This window comes from Massilia sp. (assembly GCF_046293535.1).
GTDB lineage: Bacteria > Pseudomonadota > Gammaproteobacteria > Burkholderiales > Burkholderiaceae_D > Telluria.
This window is the reverse complement of the sequence record NZ_JBKBOV010000037.1, coordinates 25270-47340: the sequence shown is the minus strand read 5'-3', so window position 1 is coordinate 47340 and position 22071 is coordinate 25270. Positions and strand designations below refer to the sequence as shown.

The window sequence follows — 22071 nt, the reverse complement described above, 5'->3', positions numbered from 1 at the left end:
GGTGGCCATGTTGAGGGAATTCTTCAAGTTCGAACTGGCGACCCAGTTGCGCCAGCCGCTGCTCTGGGTATGCGCGCTGATCTTCGGCGCGCTGGCCTTCGGCGCCTCCACCACCGACGCGATCCAGGTCGGCGGCGCCATCGGCAACGTCAACCGCAACGCGCCGGTCGTGGTCGCGCAGATGCTCGGCGTCTTCAGCCTGATGTCGATGTTCGTCGTCACCATCTTCATCTCGGGCTCGGTGCTGCGCGACAGCGAGGTCGGCATCTCCGATATGCTGTTCGCGACACCCATGAAAAAGCGCGACTACCTGGTCGGCCGCTTCGCCGCCGGCCTGCTGGCCTGCCTGGTCATCTTCGCCGGCATCATCGTGGGCATGATGCTCGGCCCTTTGATGCCCTGGGTCGATGCGCAGCGTGTCGGCCCCTTCCCGGGCCACGCCTACCTGTGGGGACTGGCCGTGCTGGTGCTGCCGAACCTGCTCCTGATCGGCGCCCTCTTGATGCTGCTGGCCGCGACCACGCGCTCGATCATGCTGGTGTATGTGGGCGTGCTGGCCTTTATCGTCCTGTATATCGTTGCCGGCAACTTCACGTCGGACATCAACAACGAGTGGGTCGCCGTCCTGTCCGATCCGTTCGGCGGCAGGGCGCTGGCGCGCGCCACGCGCTACTTCTCCGCCGCGGAGCGCAACGCGGGCCTGCCCGGCATCGACGCTTACGTGCTGGCCAACCGGCTGCTGTGGAGCGCGGTCGCGCTGGTGCTGTTCGGCCTGACGCTCCTGCTCTTCAAGCCGCAGCGCGCCGGCACCGGCAAGCGCCTGTTCGGCAAGGCCAAGGCGCTGCCCCAGGCCACGCAGGCGCCGGCACATGTGAAGCTGCCGCGCATCGAGCCGCGTTTCGGGGCCTCCACGCGCTGGATCCAGTGCTGGCACATCCTCGCTTTTGACGCGGCCGCCGTGTTCAGGAGCGTGCCCTTCCTGGTCATGCTGCTGTTCAGCGTGCTCAACCTGGTGGGCGCGGCGAGCCAGATGGGCGAGATCTTCGGCACCACCGTGTATCCGAGGACCCACCTGATGGTCGAGCTGCTCAACGGCAGTTTCACCTTCATGCTGCTCATCATCGTCACCTTCTACGCGGGCGAATTGATCTTCAAGGAACGCCAGGCCAGGATCGCCGACGTGAACGACGCCATGCCGATGCCGAACTGGGCGCCGCTGGCGGCCAAGAGCCTGGCCCTGGTGGGTGTGGTCCTGGCCTTCCTGCTCACCGGTGTGCTGGCCGCGATCGTCATCCAGCTGGTCAAGGGCGGCGCGCCGGTCGAGCCGATGGTCTACCTGAAGGGCATGCTGATCGGCGGGCTTCCCTTCGTCCTGCTGGGACTGTTTGCGGTGGTGCTGCAGGTCGTGTCGAACAACAAGTTCATCGGCTACCTGCTGGTGATCCTGCTGATCGTGTTCCAGCTCGTGGCCAACGTCCTGCACTTCGAGCATAACCTGTACGACTTCGCTGGCCTGCCGCGCACCCCGTACTCCGACATGAACGGCTTCGGCCACTTCATCGAAGGGTGGGCCTGGTTCGCCGCGTACTGGAGCCTGTTCACCGTCGCGCTGCTGATCGTGGCCCAGGCTTTCTGGGTGCGCGGCCTGTCCTTCGCATGGCGCGAGCGCGTGCGCGAAGCGGGGCGGCGCCTGAAGGGCGGGGCCGGCGTGGCGCTGGCAACGTGCATCCTTGGGGTCTGCGCGCTGGGCGGATGGATCTTCCACAACACCAATACCCTGGCCAAGTACGAGGCAGGCGACGTCCGGATGGACAAGCAGGCCCGGTACGAGAAAGCCTATCGCCAGTACAAGGACCTGCCGCACGCCAAGGTGACCGACGTACGCGCCGCCGTGGACATCTACCCGGAACAGCGCCGCGTCATGATCCGGGGCAGCTACGTGTTGGAGAACAAGACCGGCAAGCCGGTCGACTCCCTGCCGTTGCAGGTCAACCCCGACGTCGTGACTACCTGGGGCGAGTTGCCGGCCCACCAGGTAGTGGTGAACGACAAGGAGTCCGGCTTCAGCATCCTGAAGCTGGCGCAGCCATTGCCGCCCGGCGCGCGCCTGCCGCTGGAATTCACCGTCGACGTGCGCCGTCCCGGCTTCACGAACGGTGGCGACGACGATGTGATCAACCTGAACGGGACCTTCTTCAACAACCGCGCCTTCTTCCCGCAGCTGGGCTACCAGCCAGGCGCCGAGCTGCAGGACCGCAACGAGCGCCGCAAGCGCGGCCTCGGCGAACCCGAGCGCATGGCCAAGCTGGAAAACACCGCGGCGCGCCAGCATTCGATGTTCGGACCGGAGGCGGACTGGATCAGTTTCGAGACCACGGTCTCGACCAGCGGCGACCAGATCGCGCTGGCGCCGGGCTACCTGCAGAAGTCGTGGAAGGAAAACGGCCGCAACTACTACCAGTACAAGATGGACCAGAAGATGATGCCTTTCTTCGCCTATCTCTCGGCCGACTGGCAGGTGAAGAAGGGCGACTGGAATGGCATCCCGATCGAGGTCTACCACGACCGCAAGCATGCGTACAACGTGGACCGGATGATCATGGCCACCCGGAAGTCGCTGGACTACTTCACCGCCCAGTTTACGCCCTACCAGCACAAGCAGGTGCGCATCCTGGAGTTCCCCAACTACCAGACCTTCGCCCAGTCGTTCGCCAACACCATCCCGTTCTCGGAGTCGATCGGCTTCATCGCCGACCTGCGCGACAAGGAAGCCATCGACTATGTGTTCTACGTGACGGCGCACGAAATGGCGCACCAGTGGTGGGGCCACCAGGTCACTGCCGCCAACGTGCAGGGCGCGAGCATGCTGATCGAGTCGCTGTCGCAGTACTCGGCGCTGATGGTGATGGAAAAGGAGTACGGACGCCACCAGATGCGCCGCTTCCTGCGCTATGAGCTCGACCGTTACCTCAGCTCGCGCGGCAGCGAACGGATCGAGGAGCTGCCCTTGTACAAGGTGGAGAACCAGGATTACATCCATTACCGCAAGGGCAGCCTGGTGTTCTACCGCCTGCGCGACGAGATCGGCGAGGCGGCGCTGAACCGCGCGCTGAAGCGCTTCTTGCAGGACAAGGGCTACCAGGAGTCGCCGTTCACGACTTCAAGCGAGCTGCTCGACTATATCCGCGCCGAGGCGCCGGCGGACAAGCATGCCTTGATCGCCGACCTGTTCGAGAAGATCGTCTTCTACGATAACCGCATCCTCGATGCGAAGGCGGTCAAGCGCGCCGACGGCCAGTGGGACGTGACCATGCAGCTGCACCTGGCGAAGATGGAAGCCGACGGTCGCGGCAAGGAAACGCCGCGCGCCTACGACGAGCCGGTGGAGATCGGCGTGTTCGCCCGCGCCGCCGGCGCCAAGGAGCAGGACGAGCGCGTGCTGCTGCTGGAAAAGCGCATGCTCAAGGGCGACAAGCCGGTGGTGACCGTCACGGTCAAGGAGAGGCCCTTCGAGGTCGGGGTCGATCCCTACAACAAGATGATCGACCGTGTGTCGCGCGACAACCGCAAGGCGGTCAGCGTCGACTGAAGGCAGGGCTGACGCGCGCTGGGCGCGCAGCCCTTTTCTCTGGTAACCAGAATAAGGACAGCATGGACATTGCAGTGTCATTCGGCGACCAGCTTGAACAGGACGAGGTGATCCGGCTGTACCGCGCCAACGGCTGGTCGTCGGCGGAGAAGCCGGCGCAGCTGATGGCCGCGCTACGCAACTCGCATGCGCTGGTAACCGCGCGCGTCAAGGGCGAACTGGTCGGACTCGGCAACGCGATTTCCGACGGCCACCTGGTCGTCTACTTTCCTCACATGCTGGTGCATCCCGCCCAGCAGGGGAAGGGCGTCGGGCGCCTGATGATGGAAGCCCTGCTGGTCAGGTATGCCGGTTTCCACCAGATGATGCTGACCGCCGACGGGGCGGCGATCGACTTCTACAAGGCGCTGGGTTTCGAACGGGCCGGCAAGACCGAACCGATGTGGATCTACGCGGGCAGCGAGCATTGAGCATCGCTGTGTCGCTACCCGTGCGTGACCGGGAACCGCAATTCGTTGACGAAAACCTGCAACTGGCGACATGACTGCACAAGCTGTGCGGGGTTGCGCGTATCTTGGCCTTGTTTCTTTCCATTCGGGCCAAGCATGGACATCTCGCTGCCGCACCTGTCGAATCTTGCCGCGCACATCGCTGCCGGCATCGCCGCGATCGGCCTTGGCGCGGCCATCCTGGCGAGCTCCAAGGGCACACTGCTCCATCGCCGGCGCGGACGCCTGTTCGTCGCACTGACCCTGGTCGTGTGTGCCAGCGGTGCGATCGGCAACCTGTTCTTCCGCTTCACGCCACTCTTTGCCGTGCTCACCGTGCTGGTGACCTATCAGCTGCTGAGCGGCTGGCACGTCGTCTACACCAGGGCGGAAGGCCCTGACCGGATCGACGTCCTGCTGGCCGCCTGCGCCGTGGCCTGGACCGCCGTCCTGCTGCCGTCCCTGCTGTCGAGCGGCGCCAGGGCGGACGCGGCGCCGGTGGTCGTCCACGCGTCGCTCGGCGGACTTGCCCTGCTGCTGGCCTACGATAGCGCGCGCTGGTGCTTTCCCCGGCACTGGCACGCATCGCTGTGGCGCTACGAGCATATCTACAAGCTGGTGGCCTCGCTGTTCGGGATGCTGTCGGCAGCGGCGGGCAACCTGGTCAGGATCGGCCAGCCCTGGTCGCAACTGCTGCCATCCGTGCTGGGCATGCTGGCGATCGCAGTGCTCATTTGGAGAGACTACGGCGCCCGCGTCAGACGATGACCAGCGGATTCTTCGTCACCGCCACCGCCACGATGTAGGCGAAGCAGGCCAGCGCGCTCACGAAGGCCGCCGTACGCACGCTCTGGGTCCGGCCGCGCTTGAGCGCAATGGTGCCGAGCACGACGTAGGCCACCAGGCCCACCACCTTGGCCGTCAGCCACGGCATCTGGCCCGGATACTGATGGCTCACCACCGCCAGGCCGATGGCGCTGGCGAGCAGCAGGGTGTCGACCACGTGCGGGACGATCCTGGCCCAGCGCTGCTGCAGGCGCGGCGAATCGCGCAGCATCCAGATGCCGCGGACCAGGAACAGCAGGCCGCTCAGGGCCACGAAAGTGACGTGCAGGTGCTTGAGTGCGATGTAAGGCATGGCGGGTTCAGGAGTTGGCAACCCGCCCAGTATGCCTCAGGTAGCCGCGCGCGGGTCGGCCGCGAACGGACGTTCGCGATAATCGAAATAATCGAAATCGGCATGCAGGCCTGTTCCGGCCATGTCCTGGCAGGCCATGCCGACGAAGGCCCCGGTGAAATTCGGCTGTCCCGGCGCCGATGCCTCGTCCGACAGGATGCTGGCATCGAACTGCTGCGGCAGCCATCGCCATTCTTCCCCCGGCAGGCGGTAGCCGAACAGCAGCCGCTCCTCGTCGACCTCCACGCGCAGCGCCACCGGCCGGCCTGCCGGCACGGGAATCGGCGCGCTGAAGGCATCGGACTGCATGTGGTTCGGCAGGCTGCTCATCACGCGCAGGTGCCTGCCCAGGTCCTCGTCGTGGCTCAGGTACAGGTAATGGAACTTGGCCGCGCCGTAGTAGCACACCAGGCCCGCCGCTTGCTGGTAGTGCTGCGGTTCGAAATCCACCACCGTGCCGGCGCTGTAGCAATGCGCCGTCTGCCGCCGCACCACCAGGGCCTGGCGGAACTGGCTGCCGATCGACTCGCGCCCGAACAGGCGCAGGTGGCCCGGGCGGGCGTCCAGGCTGAAAATCTCATCAGGCCACGGGGTGCGCAGCCACTGGAAGGCGAGCGGCAGCCGCGGGCCGTCGAAGTCTTCGCGTACGGGGTCGATAGGGAAGCGGTGCTCCGGGAGTGGCGGCGCCTCCATCCGCAGTTCGGGCGTGCCGCGGCCGTCGCGGGTGCGCAGCCAGCCGTCCTCGCCCCAGACCATCGGCTGGATCGCCGTCTCGCGCCCCAGCGTGCAGGTGCCGCGGTTGCGCAGCGGACGGCCGCACAGGTAGACCATCCAGGTCTCGCCATCCGGCGTGTCGACCAGGTCCGCATGGCCCGCGCGCTGCAGCGGCGCGTCCGGCCGGTTGCGCGAGCTGAGGATGCTCACGTCCGGGTGCAGCTCGTAGGGCCCGCGCAAGCTGCGCGAGCGCGCCATCGTCACGCCATGGTTCCAGCCGGTGCCGCCTTCCGCGGTGAGCAGGTAGTAGTAGCCACTGCGCTGGTACAGGTGCGGCGCCTCGGTCAGGCCGTGCGCCGTGCCTTTGAATATATTCTCGCGCTGTCCGACCAGCTTACGCTCCGCCACCGAATACTCCTGCAGCACGATGCCGGCGAAGCGATTGCCGCCGGGCCGGTGGTCCCACAGCTGGTTGAGCAGGTACTTGCGGCCGTCGTCGTCGTGGAACAGCGAGGGGTCGAAGCCGCTGCTGTTCAGGTACACCGGATCCGACCAGGGACCGTCGATGCTCGGGCTGGTCACGAGATAGTTGTGGAAGTCGCGCAAGGAGGCGCTGCCGGTCGCGCCGCCGGTGGAGGTGCGGCCGTAGCGCTTGACGTCGGTGTAGATCAGCCAGAACAGGCCGTCGGCATAGGTGAGGCAGGGCGCCCACACGCCGCAGGAGTCGGGCGCGCCGAGCATGTTCAACTGGCTGGCGCGGTTCAATGGACGGCTTGCCAGCCGCCAGTTGGCCAGGTCGCGCGAATGGTGGATCTGCACGCCCGGATACCACTCGAAGGTGGAGGTGGCGACGTAGAAATCCTCGCCCACGCGCACGATCGACGGGTCGGGGTTGAAGCCGGGCAGGATCGGGTTCTGGATCATGCTGTTTCCTTGACGGGAAGGTCGACGTGGCTTGGTTCGCGCACGATGGTCCACAGGAGCACGGCGGCGACCAGGTCCAGCACCGCCAGGCTGACGAAGAAGGGCGTGTAGCCCACGCTGCTCATCAGGCCGCCGATCAGGAGCGAGAAGATCAGGAGGCCCAGGTTGCCGAAGGTGCCGCACATGCCGGCGACGGTGGCCACTTCGTTGCGGCGGAACAGGTCGGAGGACATGGTGATCACCGTGACCGACAGGGTCTGGTGCGCGAAGCCCGCGAGGCTGAGCAGGGCGATCGCGGCATAGGCGTCGTCCACGAAACCGACGAACGCCACCCCCATCATCATGATCGCGCCCAGCGTGAAGGCGCCGCGCCGCGCGTTGATCAGGCGTACGCCGCGCTTTTGCAGCCACAGCACCACGGTGGGGCCGAACAGGCAGCCCAGGTCGGCCGCAAGGAAGGGCAGCCAGGCGAACATGGCGATCTGCTTCAGGTCGAAGCCGCGCACCGTGGTCAGGTACAGGGGCACCCAGAAGGCCAGCGTGCCCCAGGCCGGATCGGCGAGAAAGCGCGGCAGCGCGATGCCCCAGAAGTTGCGCTGCTTGAGGATGCTGGACATGGAAGGGCGCTTGCCGTCGCCCTCCAGGTGTCGCTCCTGGCCCGCGGCGATGTGCTCTGCCTCGGCTTTTGACAGGCGGCGGTGGCGCGCCGGGGCATCGTAGAGCAGCAGCCAGATCGCCACCCACACCAGGCCGAGCGCGCCGGTGATCACGAAGGCGGACTGCCAGTTGTAGTGCAGGATGGCCCACACCACCAGCGGCGGCGCCAGCATCGAGCCGAACGAGGCGCCGATGTTGTAGATGCCGCCCGCCATGCCGCGCTCCTTGGCCGGGAACCATTCCGACACCGCCTTCATCCCGGCCGGGTTGGCCGAACCTTCCGCCAGTCCCAGCAGGCCGCGCAGCACCGCCAGCGTCTGCCAGTTGGTGGCGAAACCGTGCAGCATGCAGATGATCGACCAGGCCACCGCGAACATCGCATAGCCGAACTTCAGGCCGATCACGTCAAGCACATAGCCGCACAAGGGCTGCAGCATGATCGCGCCCTGGAAGGCCGCCGTGATGTACGAGTATTCGGCGGTGCTGATGTCCAGTTCCTTCAGCACCGTGGGCGCGGCCACGGCCAGCGAACTGCGGGTGAGGTAGTTGATGACCGCCCCCAGCATGACCAGGCCGATCATCCACCAGCGCAGCCCCTTGATCTTCCGAGTGAACATGTTTGCGCAACCATTTTATTGGGTTGCCAACCATATCACACTATTCTAGAGAAATGTTAGCGCAATCTTTCTGGCCAGCCGTCGCTCGGAATGGATCCCATGTGCTTCGCATGGCAAGGTGGCGATCTCCTGCTGGACAGGAGCGAGGTCGCAAGGCCCTCAGCCGCATTCCCCCACGTAGTGGCACTCGTCGCAGCGGGTGCAACCATCGACCTTGCGCAGCGCCCGCGCGCCGCATTCCGGGCACCTGGCGCCGCTGAACGTGGGCAGGGCGCCCGAGCTGGTCGGCGGCTGCGGTTCGGCATCGCGCGCCGCGCCCTCGCCGCGTTCGGCGAAGCGGCGCGCCAGCTCCGGCACCGGCACCTGGTTGCCCCAGGCATCCAGGAAGCCGCGCCGGATCAGCACGCGCTGCAGCATGAAGGCGATCGCAGCCACTTCCGAGTCGTGGTAAACCGGCACCTGGGTGCCGTCCTCGCGGGTCAAGTGGCCGCAGCGCACCGGGCCCTTCTCCCAGACCACGTCGCGCATGTCGGCCAGCGCCCGCGCGATCGGCCCGCCGGCGCGCGCCACCATCGACAGCAGGCGCATCGAGGCCGTGATCCATTGCTGGCCGCCGGTACGCTGGTTCGAGGGCATGAAGAATTCGAAGGGGCGCTCGACCGTCACCTTGCGGCCTTCGTGCACGCCGTCGGCGCGGATGAAGCTGACGGTGAGGTAGGCGGTCTTGCGGCCTTCCTGGGTCGCGTATTCGATCTTCGAGGTCACCGATTCCAGCTCGCCCAGCGGGCGCCGCTCGAAGCGCTTCTGCAGCGGGTCGTCGTCGGGCGGGGCGGCCTGCGGCGCTTGCGGCGCCGCCGACAGCACGCTGCCCAGCACCGTGTTCGGCCGGTAGGTCGCCAGCCCCTTCAGGCCCGCATGCCAGGCCTGGCTGTACAGGTCGCGGAAGTCCTCGAAGGGATAGTCTTCGGGCACGTTGACGGTCTTCGAGATCGCGGTGTCGACGAAAGGCTGGACCGCCTGCACCATGCGCAGGTGGTCGAGCGCGCGCATCTCGAGCGCCGTCACGAATTGCGGCGGCAGCGACGACATGTCGTGCCCCATCTGGCGGTACAGGCGCCAGGCATGGTCTTCCACCTCGTAGCTGCGCATCGAGCCGTCCGGCATGCGTTTCTTGCGCTGGTAGGTCCAGGAGTAGGGCGGCTCGATGCCGTTCGAGGCGTTGTCGGCGAAGGCCAGCGAGATGGTGCCGGTCGGCGCGATCGACAGCAGGTGCGAATTGCGGATTCCGTAGTTGCGGATCGCGTCGCGCAGCCAGTCGGGCAGGCGTTCCACGAACTGGCCGTCCAGGTACTGCTCCGCGTCGAACAGCGGGAAGGGCCCTTTTTCGCGCGCCAGCGCGACCGAGGTCGCGTACGCCGCGTCGCGCAGCGTCTCGGCGATGCGCGCCGCCATGGCGCGGCCTTCGTCGGAATCGTAGCGCAGGCCCAGCATGACCAGGGCGCTGCCCAATCCCAGGAAACCGAGGCCGATGCGGCGCTTGGCTTGTGATTCGGCGGCCTGCTGCGGCAGCGGCCACTCGGTCGCGTCCAGCACCAGGTCGAGCATGCGCACGCCCACCGAGGCCACTTCGCACATGCGCTCGAAATCGAAGGACGGATTGGCGCCGAAGGGATCGTCCACGAAGACCGTGAGGTTGACCGAACCGAGGTCGCAGCAGCCGTAGGCGGGCAGGGGCTGCTCGCCGCAGGGATTGGTGGCGCGCAGCTCTTCCGCGTACCAGAGATTGTTCTCGTCATTCATGCGGTCGACGAACAGCACGCCCGGCTCGGCGTGGTCGTAGGTCGAGGCGACGATCTTGTCCCATAGCGCACGGGCGCGGACCTGGCGATAGACCCAGAGGCCATCCTCGCGGCGGTAGGCCTGGGCCGCATCTTCATCGCCCGGCTCGGCGCGGTGCACCAGCTCGAACAGCTCGTCGCCTTCCAGCGCGCGCATGAATTCGTCGGTCACGCCGACCGAAATGTTGAAGTTGGTGAGCCCACCTTCGTCCTTGGCGGCGATGAAGCGTTCGATGTCGGGATGGTCGATGCGCAGCACGCCCATCTGGGCGCCGCGCCGGGCGCCGGCCGACTCCACCGTGCGGCAGGATGCGTCGAACACTTCCATGTACGAGACCGGGCCCGAGGCGCGCGAGCGGGTGCCGCGCACCTTGCTGCCCAGCGGGCGGATCGCGCTGAAGTCGTAGCCGACACCGCCGCCGCGGCGCATGGTTTCCGCCGCTTCGGACAGGGCGGTGTAGATGCCGGGCAGGCCGTCCTCGCTGCCGGAGATGGAGTCGCCCACCGGCTGGACGAAGCAGTTGATGAGGGTGGCCTGCAGTCCCAGGCCGGCGGCCGAGTTGATGCGGCCGGCCGGAACGAAGCCCTGTTCCTGGGCCCACAGGAAGCGCGCCTCGAAATCGGCGCGCCATTCCTCCGGCTCGAGCGCCGCCAGCGCGCGCGCCACGCGCCGGCGCACGTCCAGGATGCTGGTCTCTTCGCCCTTGGCGTATTTTTCGCGCAGGACGTCCAGCGAGACCTCCTGCGGCGCCATCGCAGCGCCTGCCGGCCGGTCGACCGCATTCATGGCGCGGGAATCAAGGCTTGTCGAGGATGACGTGCGGCGCGGACGGATCGGTGGCGCCGGGGAGGGCGTCGCCGGCAGCCGGCGCGGCCGGCGTGGAGGAAGCCGCCGTGCCGACGGCGCCGCCCTGGGCGGCCAGGCGCGCTTCCAGTTCCACCACGCGCAGCTCGAGCGCTTCGAGCTTGGCGCGGGTCTTGGCCAGCACCTGGGCCTGGATGTCGAACTCTTCGCGGGTGACGAGGTCGAGCTTCGAGAAGCCCTGGGTCATCATTGCCTTGACGTTTTTCTCGATGTCCTTGGCCGGCGTGCTCTCCAGCGCCTGGTTGATCTTGCCCTGGATGTCATTGAAGAAGCTGTTCATGTCCATTTCCTTTCAGTCGGATCGCACTGCACCACGACAGTGCGCTGCACTCCGCTTTTGGTGCGCCGCGCCACGGCACATGCCTGGCGCTGGGGTTTCCCCGGTTATTCGAATCGCAAATGGGGCGGATGGCTGAGAAAACAAGCACTCCAGCAGCATTCCGGCGCCGTTTCGATGGGTTTTTTGAGCTGGCACGCATCCTGCTAAAGAGTTGTCAGGCGTGGTGCAATCCAGATTGTAAACCGCAACGGCCCGCGTCACGGTTCAGCCGTCGAACGCAGCCGTTGAAAATAAGGGGAATGTCATGAAGTGCAACACTATCGCAGCAACCGCCACCTGGGCCGTGCTGGCCTTGTCGAGTGTTCCTGCGTTTGCGCAAGAAGCTGCACCTGAACATCAGATCAGCTACAACGCCGCCATCACCAGCGACTACCGTTACCGCGGCCTGTCGCAAACCCGGTTGGATCCGGCGCTGCAGGGCGGCGTCGACTACGTGCACGGCCCGACCGGCCTGTACGTGGGCACCTGGCTGTCCACCATCAAATGGACCAAGGACCTCGGCGGCGACGGCGACATCGAATGGGACGTCTACGGCGGCAAGCGCGGCCAGCTCAGCGAGAACGTGAGCTACGACGTCGGCGGCCTGTACTACTGGTATCCGTCGAACGATTTGCAACCGCGCGCCAACACCTTCGAACTGTATGCGCGCCTGGGATTCGGTCCGGCCTACGTCAAGTATTCGCACTCGACCACCAACCTGTTCGGCACCGCCAACAGCAAGCACAGCGGCTACCTGGACCTGGGCGCCGACATCGACGTCCACGACGGCGTCATCCTCAACCTGCATGCCGGGCGCCAGGAAGTGAACAACAACAGCATCTATTCGTACACCGACTACAAGGTGGGCTTGAGCAAGGACTTCGGCCTGGCCACCGTGTCGCTGGCCTGGGTCAAGGGCAATACCAAGGCCTACCGCAGCCCGCAAGGCGAGAACCTGGGCAAGTCCTCGGCCGTGCTGACCGTGTCCAAGACTTTCTGAAACACATTTTGAACGAGACTGAGGTATCACCATGAAAATGATTACCGCCATTATCAAGCCCTTCAAGCTGGACGAAGTCCGCGAAGCGCTGTCGGAGATCAACGTACAGGGCATGACCGTAACCGAAGTGAAGGGCTTCGGCCGCCAGAAAGGCCATACCGAGCTGTATCGCGGCGCCGAGTACGTGGTCGACTTCCTCCCGAAGATCAAGATCGAGGCGGCGGTGGACGACGCCGTGCTCGAGCAGGTGATCGACGCCATCTCGGGCGCCGCCCGCACCGGCAAGATCGGTGACGGCAAGATCTTCGTGGCCGAGTTGGAGCAGGTCATCCGTATCCGTACCGGCGAGACCGGCAACGACGCACTCTAAGGGGAAACCGCATGAAGCATATCTTCACCAAAGTCTTCGCCGGCCTCGCATGTGCCGGCGTGGCGCTGCCGGCGCTCGCCGCGCCCACCGTCAACAAGGGCGACACCGCCTGGATGTTTGTCGCCACGCTGCTGGTGATCATGATGTCGATCCCGGGCCTGGCGCTGTTCTACGGCGGCCTGGTGCGCGCCAAGAACATGCTGTCGGTGCTGATGCAGGTGTTCATGGTGTTCTCGCTGATCATCGTCCTGTGGTGCCTGTACGGCTACTCGTTGGCCTTCACCCAGGGCAATGCCTTCATCGGCGGCTTCGACCGGGTCTTCCTGAACGGTATCTACGACGCCGCGGCCGGCAGCTTCAGCCAGGCCGCCACCTTCAGCAAGGAAACCATGATCCCCGAGTTCATCTTCGTGGCCTTCCAGGGCACCTTCGCCGCCATCACCTGCGGCCTGATCGTCGGCGCCTTCGCCGAGCGCGTGCGCTTTTCGGCGGTGCTGCTGTTCATGGTGATCTGGTTCACGTTCGGCTACCTGCCGGTGGCCCACATGGTCTGGTTCTGGGCCGGTCCGGACGCGATCACCGATGCAGCCTCGCTGGCGACCGTCACCGAGAATGCGGGCTTCCTGTGGCAGCACGGCGCGCTCGACTTCGCCGGCGGCACGGTGGTGCACATCAACGCGGCGGTGGCCGGCCTGGTCGGCGCCTACGTGATCGGCAAGCGCATCGGCCTGGGACGCGAATCGATGGCTCCGCACTCGCTGACCATGACCATGATCGGCGCCTCGCTGCTGTGGGTGGGCTGGTTCGGCTTCAACGCCGGCTCGGCGCTGGAAGCGGGCGACGTGGCCGCGCTGGCCTTCATCAACACCCTGCTGGCGACCGCCGCGGCGGCCGTGTCCTGGATGTTCGGCGAGTGGGCCTTCAAGCGCAAGCCTTCGCTGCTGGGCGCGGTATCCGGCGCGGTCTCGGGCCTGGTGGCGATCACCCCGGGCGCCGGCTTCGTCGGCCCGATGGGCGCCCTGGTGATGGGCCTGCTGGCCGGCGTGGTCTGCCTGTGGGGCGTGACCGGCCTGAAACGCCTGCTGGGCGCCGATGACTCTCTCGACGTGTTCGGCGTGCACGGCGTGGGCGGCATCCTGGGCGCGCTGCTGACCGGCGTGTTCGCGGCGCCGCAGCTGGGCGGGCAGGGCGTCTGGGACTATGTCGCCAACAAGGCTTCGCTGGACTACTCGATCGCCGGGCAGCTCTTGGTGCAGGCCGAGGCGGTCGGCGTCACCATCGTGTGGTCGGCGCTGGTGGCCTTCGTCGCCTTCAAGCTGGTCGACGTGCTGGTGGGCCTGCGGGTGCCGGCCGACGCCGAGCGCGAGGGGCTGGACATCACCAGCCATGGGGAGTCGGCTTACCACCTGTAAGCGCGTCGTTTCCCGGGAAGGCGCCCGCTTGGGCGCCTTTTTGCGTTTATGGCAAGTATGCGGACTTTAAACAAGGATATTCGTCCATATCTGAGGCTACCGATATAATTCGAACAAAAGCGCCTAACAAAACCTCCAAGGCTGCGTTGCACCGTCTTGCCGTACAAGTGTACTGTCTTCGACGGTGCGCCTTGCCCCGAAGGTTTTGTTAAGCGCTCCAAGCCACTACTAGGACGTCCACACCATGGTTCCGCACCTCGCCACCGCCCTGACCGGTCCCCTCCTGGACCTGGAAAAGAAGATTCTCGAAGCCACGCCCGCCATCGAGCGCTGGTTCCGCCTCGAGTGGCAGGAGCACACGCCGCCGTTCTATTGTTCGGTGGACCTGCGCAATGCGGGCTACAAGCTGGCGCCGGTCGACACCAACCTGTTCCCGGGCGGCTTCAACAACCTGTCGACCGAGATGCTGCCGCTCACGGTGCAAGCCGCCATGGCAGCGATCGATAAATATTGCCCAGATGCACGTAACCTCTTGATGATCCCCGAGGTCCATACGCGCAATCCGATGTACCTGCAGAACGTGGCGCGCCTGATGCAGATCTTCCGCCAGACCGGCCTGCACGTGCGCCTCGGCTCGCTGTCGCCGGACGTCACCCAGCCGACCCCGCTGGCGCTGCCGGACGGAAACATGCTGGTGGTGGAGCCGCTGGTGCGCTCGCCCAACGGCCGCCGCGTCGGCCTGGCCGATTTCGATCCCTGCACCATCCTGCTGAACAACGACCTGTCGGCCGGTATCCCCTCGATCCTGGAGAACATCCACGAGCAGTCACTGCTGCCGCCGCTGCACGCCGGCTGGGCGCTGCGCCGCAAGAGCAACCATTTCAAGGCCTTCGACGAAGTGGCCAAGAAGTTCGGCAAGCTGATCGAGATCGATCCCTGGCTGGTCAACCCGCTGCACAGCAAGGTCGGCGAGGTCGACCTGCAGCAGGACGTGGGCACCGAGCAGTTGGCCGATGCCGTTTCGGCCCTGCTTTCGAAGATCAAGAAGAAGTACAAGGAATACGGCATGAAGGAGCAGAAGCCCTTCGTGATCGTCAAGCCCGACGCCGGCACCTATGGCATGGGCGTCATGACGGTGAAGGACGCCAGCGAGGTGCGCGACCTGAGCCGCGCCCAGCGCAACAAGATGACCGTCATCAAGGACGGCGTGGCCGTCACCGACATGATCGTACAGGAAGGCGTGCCGACCTTCGAAACCATCAACGATGCGGTGGCCGAGCCGGTGGTGTACATGATCGACCGCTACGTGGTAGGCGGCTTCTACCGCGTGCACGCCGAGCGCGGCATCGACCAGAACCTGAACGCGCCGGGCTCGCAGTACGTGCCGCTGGCTTTTGCCCAGCAGCATGCGGTGCCGGACCCCAAGGCCAAGCCGGGCACGGCGGCGCCCAACCGCTTCTACGTGTACGGCGTGGTGGCACGCCTGGGCTTGCTGGCGGCCTCGCTCGAGCTGGAGCGCACCGACCCGAACCCGGAAGTCTACTGAGCAGCAAAAATCGTAGGGTGGGCGGCTCTACCGGTCGATACGCTCAGCCAATGGCGTATCTGCCGCCCGCGCGTTCAACTCTCCCATGATCAGGGTGGACGGCTGTTCGAAAGCTGCTTGAACGCGTGTGCGGCATTGAAGCTGCGGGCTGAGCAGGGCGTCGGGTAGCGCGTGATCTGGTCCACTGGACCAGATCACCCCTACGACAGCCATCGCCGACCGGCATGAAGCTCATTCGCCTTTCTGCACCATGTAGATGAAGTGCGAGCGCAGCGGCGGGAGCACGGCCGCCAGCAGGTCGGGCAGCATCCAGGGCCCGCGCGCCAGGACGCGGTGGATCGGCGGCGCCAGCATCAGGCTGCGAAAGCGGCTGCTGGCCGCGGGCCAGAAGCTGTCGAGCTCGGCCCGCGTCACCTTGCGTACGTCGCGGTTGCGCGGATTGTCATAGCGGAAGTCGAACACGAGGCACCAGCCGCCCGGCCGCAGTGCGCGCCACATCTGGTCCGCCAGTTCGCGCCGCTGCGCCGGGTCGAGGATCGAGGAAAACACGGTCTGCGCCGAGACCAGGTCGAAGTCGCGCAAGCCCATCGTGTCGAGCGTGCCGAGACGCCACTGGACGCCGCCGGCGGTGACGTGGCGTGCCCGCTCGAGCCGGTCCGGCTGGACTTCGATGCCGGTGAGCCGGGCGGGATCGGCGCCCCAGTCGATCAGCTGGCGCAGGAAACCGCCGCTGCCGCAGCCGACGTCGAGCACGCGCAGGCGGGACAAGTCGCCGCCAACCGTGTCGGTGAGGAGGGCGGCGAATACGCGCGAGCGCGCGGCCACCTGCTGAACGATTTCCGGCCGGTGCCAGGCGTAGCGATCGAGCGCCGCGCCGCCATGCCAGCGCCGGTACACGGCCTTGATGCGGTCCTGTTCAGCCTGTTTGTCTGTGTGCGCATCCATTTGCCCATGGTGGCGCAGGCCATTGCGGTATGACTTGAGCTGCCTCATATTGCTCGGCTGAGGATGCACAAGTTGCAAGCCGGAATTTGGACTATGCACCGCACTGGTGCGAGATGGGGCCTGCCAAAGCAGGGCCCGTCCGCGAGGTTTCGCGTTTCCGGCTAAAATCGAGGCATTGCCCGCAATGGATGCCCCATGAAAATCGCCTTCCTCGCCGACCCGCTCTCCACGTTCAAGATCTACAAGGATTCGACTTTCGCGATGATGCGCGAAGCCGCCCGGCGCGGCCATGCCATCTACGCCTTCGAGCAGCGCGACATGGTGCTGGAAGAGGGCGTGGTGACGGCGGTCGTCACGCGCATCCACCTCACCGGCGAGGCCGACGAATGGTACCGCGCCGAGCGCCCCGAAAGCGTGCAGCTGCCGGCGTTCGATGCCGTCATCGAACGCAAGGATCCGCCCTTCGACATGGAGTACGTGTACGGCACCTACCTGCTCGAGCTGGCCGAGCGCCAGGGCGCGCGCGTGTTCAACCGCCCGGGCGCGATCCGCGACCACAACGAGAAGCTCACCATCGGCCAATTCAGCCAGTACACCTCGCCGACCCTGGTGAGCTCGAACCCGGCGCGCCTGCGCGCCTTCCACGAGAAGCACGGCGACGTGATCTTCAAGCCGCTCGACGGCATGGGCGGCGCCGGCATCTTCCGGGTCAAGGACGACGGCATGAACCTGGGTTCGGTGATCGAGTCGCTGACCGCCAACGGCAAGCACACGATCATGGCCCAGAAATTCATCCCGGCCATCAAGCAGGGCGACAAGCGGGTGCTGGTCATCGACGGCAAGCCGGTGCCCTTCACGCTGGCCCGCATCCCGCAAGGGAATGAAGTGCGCGGCAACCTGGCCGCGGGCGGCCTGGGCGTGGCGCAGCCGATCACCGCGCGCGAGCGCGAGATCGCCGAAGCCATCGGCCCGGAACTGGCGGCACGCGGCTTATTGCTGGTAGGATTGGATGTGATCGGCGATTTCCTGACCGAAGTGAACGTCACCAGCCCGACCTGCTTCCAGGAGATCGCCGACCAGACCGGATTCGACGTGGCCGCGATGTTCATCGATGCGGTCGAACAGAGGCTTACTGGCAGCACCTTCGAGAAACACTGACATGGTTGGCATCCTGCTGATGACCCACGCTCCGCTGGGCCAGGCATTCATCTCCGCGGTGGCCCACGTATTCCGTGGCCCTACCGAGCGCTTCGAGGCGATCGACGTGACCGCCGACCAGGACCTGCACGAGGTGAACTGCCTCGCCAAGGAGGCGATCGCGCGCCTGGACGAGGGCGACGGCGTGCTGGTCATCACCGACATCAAGGGCGGCACCCCGTCCAACTGCTGCAACTCGCTGGCCGACGCCGGCCACGTGGAAGTCATCGCCGGCATCAGCCTGCCGATGCTGCTGCGAGCGATCACCTATCGCCGCGACACCCTCGACGTGGTGGTGGAAATGGCCCTGGCCGGCGCCCAGAACGGCGCCGTGCGGGTCGACAACCGGATCCGCGTCGGATCGAGCTGAACACAACTTCACGACATATCACGATATTCTGGCCACGGGCACATAACGAGAACATGATTCAACAGGAATTAGAGATCATCAACAAGCTGGGCCTGCATGCCCGCGCCTCCGCCAAATTCACCCAACTGGCCGCCAAGTTCAAGAGCGACGTCTGGCTCACCCGTAACGGCCGCCGTATCAATGCCAAGTCGATCATGGGCGTCATGATGCTCGCCGCCGGCAAGGGCGCCAAGGTGCTGCTCGAAGCCGACGGTCCTGACGAGGAAGCCTGCATCGCCGCGCTGTCGGGCCTGATCAACGACAAATTCGGCGAAGGCGAGTAATGCCGCGCGAAGCGGCAGCTCCCCGCCACACGGGATCCTCGATGGCATCGTTCACGCTCCATGGCATTCCGGTCTCGCGCGGCATCTCGATCGGCCGCGCGCACCTGCTCACGCCGGCCGCGCTCGACGTCAAGCATTACCTGGTCCCGGAAGAACAGGTCGAGGCCGAGGTCCAGCGCCTGCAGCACGCCATCGCCGAAGTGCACCGCGGCCTGCAGGCCCTGTGGACCGAACTGCCCAAGGACGCCCCCACCGAACTGGGCGCCTTCATCGACGTGCACGCGCTGATCCTGTCCGATCCGATGATCTCGGAGGCGCCGCTCGACATCATTCGCACCCGCCACTACAACGCCGAGTGGGCGCTGGTGACCCAGAACGACGAGCTCTCGGCCCAGTTCGACGAGATCGAGGACGAGTACCTGCGCGAGCGCAAGCACGATATCCAGCAGGTGGCCGAGCGGGTGCTGAAGGTCCTGATGGGCACCGCTCTCGAGATCCCGCCGCCGCTGGCAGGGGAGGACCATGTGCCTCCGCAGATGATCGTGGTGGCCCACGACATCTCGCCGGCCGACATGCTGGCCTTCCGCGACCGCGACGGCGCGACCCGCTCCTTCATCGGCTTCGTCACCGATGTCGGCGGCCAGAACTCGCACACCGCGATCGTCGCGCGCTCGCTCGACATCCCGGCGGTGGTCGGCATGAGCCAGGCCTCGCGCCTGGTCGAGCAGGACGACTGGGTGATCGTCGACGGCGACGCCGGCGTGGTGATCTGCAACCCGAGCCAGCTGGTGCTGGAACAGTACCGGGCGCGCCAGGCCGCCCTGATCAAGGCGCGCAAGCGCCTGCGCAAGCTCAAGAAGACCCCGGCGGTGACCAAGGACGGCACCCCGGTCACGCTGTTGGCCAACATCGAGCTGCCGGACGACTGCCCGGCGGCGCTGGAAGCCGGGGCGGCGGGCGTCGGCCTGTTCCGCTCCGAGTTCCTGTTCATGGGCCGCAGCCATGGGCTCGGGCACGGGCTGAAGATCCCGAGCGAGGACGAGCAGTTCGAGCAGTACCGCAAGGCGGTGGTGGCCATGAAGGGCCGCCCGGTGACCATCCGCACCCTCGACGTCGGCGCCGACAAGCCGCTCGACCCGACCGAGCACACGGCGCTCAACCCTGCGCTGGGCCTGCGCGCTATCCGCTACTGCCTGGCCGAGCCCCAGCTGTTCCTGACCCAGCTGCGCGCGATCCTGCGCGCCTCATGCTACGGGAAGGTGCGGATCCTGATCCCGATGCTGGCGCACGCCTTCGAGATCGACCAGACGCTCTCCATGATCGAGCAGGCCAAGGCCCAGCTGCGCGAAGAGAACGTCAAGTACGATCCGGGGGTGGAAGTGGGCGCCATGATCGAGATCCCCGCCGCCGCGCTGGCGCTGCCGATGTTCGTCAAGCGCATGCACTTCCTGTCGATCGGCACCAACGACCTGATCCAGTACCTGCTGGCGATCGACCGCGTCGACTACGAAGTGGCGCACCTGTACAATCCGCTGCACCCGGCGGTCCTGAACCTGATTGCCCAGACCATCGCCACCGGCCAGAAGGCCGGCCTGGACGTCGCCGTGTGCGGCGAGATGGCCGGCGACACCAAGCTCACCCGTCTGCTGCTGGGCATGGGCCTGCGCGAATTCTCGATGCACCCGGCGCAGCTGCTGTCGGTGAAGCAGGAAATCCTCAACAGCGACCTCTCGGCGATCACCACGCGCACGCGCCGCATCCTGCGTTCGATCGAGCCGAACGAGATCGCCAGCGCGGTCGAGCAGTTGCAAACACTCTGACAGAAACACCTTCACAGCTTCCATGGGATCGATCGGAAACGTTACACCACAGGCGATGCACTTCGCCGAGCCGCTGCGCCTGCAAAGCGGCGCCAGCATCGGCGACTACACGCTGATGTATGAAACCTATGGCACCCTGAACGCCGACAAGTCGAACGCGGTCCTGATCTGCCACGCGCTGAACGCCTCGCACCACGTGGCGGGCACCTATGCCGACAAGCCCAAGAGCCAGGGCTGGTGGGACAACATGGTCGGGCCGGGCAAGCCGGTCGACACCGATCGCTTCTTCGTCATCGGCGTGAACAACCTCGGCTCCTGCTTCGGTTCGACCGGGCCGATGCACGCCAATCCGGCCACCGGCAAGCCCTACGGCGCGGCCTTCCCGCTGCTGACGGTGGAAGACTGGGTGGCGGCGCAGGCGCGCCTGGCCGACCGCCTCGGCATCGAGCAGTTTGCCGCCGTGATGGGCGGCTCGCTGGGCGGCATGCAGGCCCTGTCGTGGAGCATCATGTTCCCCGAGCGCCTGCGCCACTGCATCGTGATCGCCTCCACGCCCAAGCTGTCGGCCCAGAACATCGCCTTCAACGACGTGGCGCGCCAGGCCATCCTCACCGACCCGGACTACCACGGCGGCGACTTCTACGAACACGGCGTGGTGCCGAAGAACGGCCTGAAGGTGGCGCGCATGGTCGGCCACATCACCTACCTGTCGAACGACGACATGGCGGAGAAGTTCGGCCGCAAGCTGCGCAACGCGGCCGAGACCAACGACTACAAATTCGATTTCGGCATCGACTTCGAGATCGAGTCCTACCTGCGCTACCAGGGCGACAAATTCTCGGAATACTTCGACGCCAACACCTACCTGCTCATCACCAAGGCGCTCGACTACTTCGACCCGGCGCGCGCCCACGGCGGCGACCTGGCCAAGACGCTGGCGGGAACCAAAGCCCAGTTCCTGGTCGCTTCCTTCACCACCGACTGGCGCTTCTCGCCCGAGCGCAGCCGCGAGATCGTGGAGGCGCTGCTGTCGAACCGGCGCAAGGTGACCTATGCCGAGATCGACGCGCCGCACGGCCACGACGCCTTCCTGCTGGAAGATGCGCGCTACATGGGGGTGGTGCGCGCCTACTACGACCGCATCGCGCTCGAACTGGCCGGCAAGGAGGCCGCATGAAGCTCAATGACCTGAACGTCCTGCGGCCCGACCTGGCCTTCATCGCCGACTGGGTGCGCGAGCGCGCCCATGTGCTGGACGTCGGCTGCGGCGACGGCGCCATGCTGCGCTACCTGGAACTGAGCAAGGGCTGCAGCGGCTACGGCGTCGAGATCGCCGACGACAAGGTGCTCGAGAGCACCCAGCGCGGCATCAGCGTGATCCAGCACGACATGGAGCAGGGCCTCGACCTGTTCCGCGACAATGCTTTTGACGTGGTGCTGTGCCTGTCCTCGCTGCAGATGATGCAGCACGTCGAGGCGCGCCTGCGCGACATCGTGCGGGTCGGCCAGGAAGCCATCGTGTCCTTCCCGAACTTCGCCTACTGGCCGCACCGCGTGGCGCTGGTCAAGGGCCGCATGCCGGTCTCGCGTACCTTGCCGTACCAGTGGTTCGACACGCCCAACGTGCGCTACGCCACCATCCACGATTTCAAGGACCTGGCCGAGAAGTGCGGGCTGGAAGTGCTGGAGTTCGTGGCCCTGGCCGAAGGCAAGCCGGTGCGCTTCCTGCCCAATCTGCGCGGCAGCCTGGCGGTGTTTCGACTACGCAAGAAATCGGGCGTCGTGGACTGATTTCGCGTGCGCTTATGTGCGGTGGCGGCTAGTCGAGCGGACCGCTTTCCGCGATGATCGGCGCTATTGCGGTCTCAACCGGTTACTTTCTTTGGAGATAGTGCTGCTA

18 protein-coding genes and 1 pseudogene are annotated in these 22071 nt (G+C 65.9%); 13 read left to right on the top strand and 6 right to left on the bottom strand.

Annotated elements, in window-relative coordinates; all coding sequences use genetic code 11:
- The first annotated feature begins 7 nt into the window (after positions 1-7).
- The 3 genes from ACK4S9_RS17745 (at position 8) to ACK4S9_RS17735 (ending at position 4845) form a co-directional block, all read left to right on the top strand.
- The gene (locus tag ACK4S9_RS17745; protein WP_409728344.1) at positions 8-3589 is read left to right on the top strand and encodes a M1 family aminopeptidase; all 3582 of its coding nucleotides are present in this window, start codon (positions 8-10) and stop codon (positions 3587-3589) included.
- A 62-nt stretch (positions 3590-3651) separates the two neighbouring features.
- On the top strand, positions 3652-4059 hold the full coding sequence (locus ACK4S9_RS17740; protein WP_409728340.1) for a GNAT family N-acetyltransferase: 408 nt from the start codon (positions 3652-3654) through the stop codon (positions 4057-4059).
- A 135-nt stretch (positions 4060-4194) separates the two neighbouring features.
- Positions 4195-4845, top strand: a complete 651-nt coding sequence (locus ACK4S9_RS17735; RefSeq protein ID WP_409728337.1) for a hypothetical protein — start codon at positions 4195-4197, stop codon at positions 4843-4845.
- On the opposite strand, the gene ACK4S9_RS17730 is transcribed toward ACK4S9_RS17735, so the two are convergent.
- From ACK4S9_RS17730 to ACK4S9_RS17710, 5 genes and pseudogenes are all read right to left on the bottom strand, one after another.
- Positions 4835-5215, bottom strand: a complete 381-nt coding sequence (locus tag ACK4S9_RS17730) for a SirB2 family protein (protein ID WP_409728334.1) — start codon at positions 5213-5215, stop codon at positions 4835-4837. The genes ACK4S9_RS17735 and ACK4S9_RS17730 overlap by 11 nt on opposite strands.
- A 36-nt stretch (positions 5216-5251) precedes the next feature.
- The gene (locus tag ACK4S9_RS17725; RefSeq protein ID WP_409728331.1) at positions 5252-6892 is read right to left on the bottom strand and encodes a glycoside hydrolase family 43 protein; all 1641 of its coding nucleotides are present in this window, start codon (positions 6890-6892) and stop codon (positions 5252-5254) included.
- A complete protein-coding gene (locus tag ACK4S9_RS17720; RefSeq protein WP_409728328.1) occupies positions 6889-8166 on the bottom strand; it encodes an MFS transporter in 1278 nt (425 codons plus the stop codon). The genes ACK4S9_RS17725 and ACK4S9_RS17720 overlap by 4 nt, the downstream gene beginning before the upstream one ends.
- 159 nt (positions 8167-8325) lie before the next feature.
- On the bottom strand, positions 8326-10791 hold the full coding sequence (locus ACK4S9_RS17715) for an adenosylcobalamin-dependent ribonucleoside-diphosphate reductase (RefSeq protein ID WP_409728325.1): 2466 nt from the start codon (positions 10789-10791) through the stop codon (positions 8326-8328).
- A 136-nt stretch (positions 10792-10927) separates the two neighbouring features.
- Positions 10928-11155: pseudogene (locus ACK4S9_RS17710) on the bottom strand (accessory factor UbiK family protein); the annotation flags it as partial.
- Positions 11156-11453: 298 nt separating this feature from the next.
- On the opposite strand from ACK4S9_RS17710, the gene ACK4S9_RS17705 reads away from it, so the two are divergent.
- The 4 genes from ACK4S9_RS17705 to gshA all read left to right on the top strand — a co-directional run bounded on the left by ACK4S9_RS17705 (position 11454) and on the right by gshA (position 15516).
- Positions 11454-12188, top strand: coding sequence for a TorF family putative porin (locus ACK4S9_RS17705; RefSeq protein ID WP_409728322.1), 735 nt, complete (start codon positions 11454-11456; stop codon positions 12186-12188).
- A gap of 31 nt (positions 12189-12219) precedes the next feature.
- Positions 12220-12558, top strand: coding sequence for a P-II family nitrogen regulator (glnK, locus tag ACK4S9_RS17700; protein WP_277486675.1), 339 nt, complete (start codon positions 12220-12222; stop codon positions 12556-12558).
- A gap of 11 nt (positions 12559-12569) precedes the next feature.
- Entirely contained in the window at positions 12570-13970 is a 1401-nt protein-coding gene (amt, locus tag ACK4S9_RS17695) for an ammonium transporter (protein WP_409728319.1), read from the top strand.
- A gap of 244 nt (positions 13971-14214) precedes the next feature.
- Complete coding sequence (gene gshA / locus ACK4S9_RS17690) at positions 14215-15516, top strand: glutamate--cysteine ligase (RefSeq protein WP_409728316.1); 1302 nt, start codon at positions 14215-14217, stop codon at positions 15514-15516.
- A gap of 231 nt (positions 15517-15747) precedes the next feature.
- Here gshA and ACK4S9_RS17685 read toward each other — a convergent pair whose 3' ends face one another.
- Positions 15748-16461 (bottom strand): class I SAM-dependent methyltransferase, encoded by a 714-nt coding sequence (locus tag ACK4S9_RS17685; RefSeq protein ID WP_409728313.1) that lies wholly within the window; start codon positions 16459-16461, stop codon positions 15748-15750.
- Positions 16462-16656: 195 nt separating this feature from the next.
- Between ACK4S9_RS17685 and gshB the strand changes: the two genes are divergently transcribed.
- From gshB to metW, 6 genes are read left to right on the top strand one after another with little or no spacing between them, the layout of a single operon-like run.
- On the top strand, positions 16657-17619 hold the full coding sequence (gshB, locus tag ACK4S9_RS17680) for a glutathione synthase (RefSeq protein WP_409728311.1): 963 nt from the start codon (positions 16657-16659) through the stop codon (positions 17617-17619).
- A gap of 1 nt (position 17620) precedes the next feature.
- Positions 17621-18028, top strand: coding sequence for a PTS sugar transporter subunit IIA (locus tag ACK4S9_RS17675; RefSeq protein ID WP_027865871.1), 408 nt, complete (start codon positions 17621-17623; stop codon positions 18026-18028).
- Positions 18029-18081: 53 nt separating this feature from the next.
- Positions 18082-18351: an HPr family phosphocarrier protein gene (locus ACK4S9_RS17670; protein ID WP_369092278.1), complete on the top strand. Its 270-nt coding sequence runs from the start codon at positions 18082-18084 to the stop codon at positions 18349-18351.
- 41 nt (positions 18352-18392) lie between these two features.
- A complete protein-coding gene (ptsP, locus tag ACK4S9_RS17665; RefSeq protein ID WP_409728307.1) occupies positions 18393-20171 on the top strand; it encodes a phosphoenolpyruvate--protein phosphotransferase in 1779 nt (592 codons plus the stop codon).
- A gap of 22 nt (positions 20172-20193) precedes the next feature.
- Positions 20194-21348, top strand: a complete 1155-nt coding sequence (locus ACK4S9_RS17660; protein ID WP_409728304.1) for a homoserine O-acetyltransferase — start codon at positions 20194-20196, stop codon at positions 21346-21348.
- A complete protein-coding gene (gene metW, locus ACK4S9_RS17655) occupies positions 21345-21962 on the top strand; it encodes a methionine biosynthesis protein MetW (RefSeq protein WP_409728301.1) in 618 nt (205 codons plus the stop codon). The genes ACK4S9_RS17660 and metW overlap by 4 nt, the downstream gene beginning before the upstream one ends.
- Positions 21963-22071: the final 109 nt, after the last annotated feature.

What these genes read in the sequence shown, in the direction of transcription:
- glnK (WP_277486675.1), top strand. Translation starts at nt 12,220, where the DNA reads ATGAAAATGATTACCGCCATTATCAAGCCCTTCAAGCTGGACGAAGTC.
- ACK4S9_RS17705 (WP_409728322.1), top strand. Translation starts at nt 11,454, where the DNA reads ATGAAGTGCAACACTATCGCAGCAACCGCCACCTGGGCCGTGCTGGCC.
- ACK4S9_RS17735 (WP_409728337.1), top strand. Translation starts at nt 4,195, where the DNA reads ATGGACATCTCGCTGCCGCACCTGTCGAATCTTGCCGCGCACATCGCT.
- ACK4S9_RS17720 (WP_409728328.1), bottom strand. Translation starts at nt 8,166, where the DNA reads ATGTTCACTCGGAAGATCAAGGGGCTGCGCTGGTGGATGATCGGCCTG.
- ACK4S9_RS17740 (WP_409728340.1), top strand. Translation starts at nt 3,652, where the DNA reads ATGGACATTGCAGTGTCATTCGGCGACCAGCTTGAACAGGACGAGGTG.
- amt (WP_409728319.1), top strand. Translation starts at nt 12,570, where the DNA reads ATGAAGCATATCTTCACCAAAGTCTTCGCCGGCCTCGCATGTGCCGGC.
- ACK4S9_RS17745 (WP_409728344.1), top strand. Translation starts at nt 8, where the DNA reads ATGTTGAGGGAATTCTTCAAGTTCGAACTGGCGACCCAGTTGCGCCAG.
- metW (WP_409728301.1), top strand. Translation starts at nt 21,345, where the DNA reads ATGAAGCTCAATGACCTGAACGTCCTGCGGCCCGACCTGGCCTTCATC.
- ACK4S9_RS17685 (WP_409728313.1), bottom strand. Translation starts at nt 16,461, where the DNA reads ATGGATGCGCACACAGACAAACAGGCTGAACAGGACCGCATCAAGGCC.
- ACK4S9_RS17715 (WP_409728325.1), bottom strand. Translation starts at nt 10,791, where the DNA reads ATGAATGCGGTCGACCGGCCGGCAGGCGCTGCGATGGCGCCGCAGGAG.
- gshA (WP_409728316.1), top strand. Translation starts at nt 14,215, where the DNA reads ATGGTTCCGCACCTCGCCACCGCCCTGACCGGTCCCCTCCTGGACCTG.
- ACK4S9_RS17725 (WP_409728331.1), bottom strand. Translation starts at nt 6,892, where the DNA reads ATGATCCAGAACCCGATCCTGCCCGGCTTCAACCCCGACCCGTCGATC.
- ACK4S9_RS17660 (WP_409728304.1), top strand. Translation starts at nt 20,194, where the DNA reads ATGGGATCGATCGGAAACGTTACACCACAGGCGATGCACTTCGCCGAG.
- ACK4S9_RS17670 (WP_369092278.1), top strand. Translation starts at nt 18,082, where the DNA reads ATGATTCAACAGGAATTAGAGATCATCAACAAGCTGGGCCTGCATGCC.
- ptsP (WP_409728307.1), top strand. Translation starts at nt 18,393, where the DNA reads ATGGCATCGTTCACGCTCCATGGCATTCCGGTCTCGCGCGGCATCTCG.
- ACK4S9_RS17730 (WP_409728334.1), bottom strand. Translation starts at nt 5,215, where the DNA reads ATGCCTTACATCGCACTCAAGCACCTGCACGTCACTTTCGTGGCCCTG.
- ACK4S9_RS17675 (WP_027865871.1), top strand. Translation starts at nt 17,621, where the DNA reads ATGGTTGGCATCCTGCTGATGACCCACGCTCCGCTGGGCCAGGCATTC.
- gshB (WP_409728311.1), top strand. Translation starts at nt 16,657, where the DNA reads ATGAAAATCGCCTTCCTCGCCGACCCGCTCTCCACGTTCAAGATCTAC.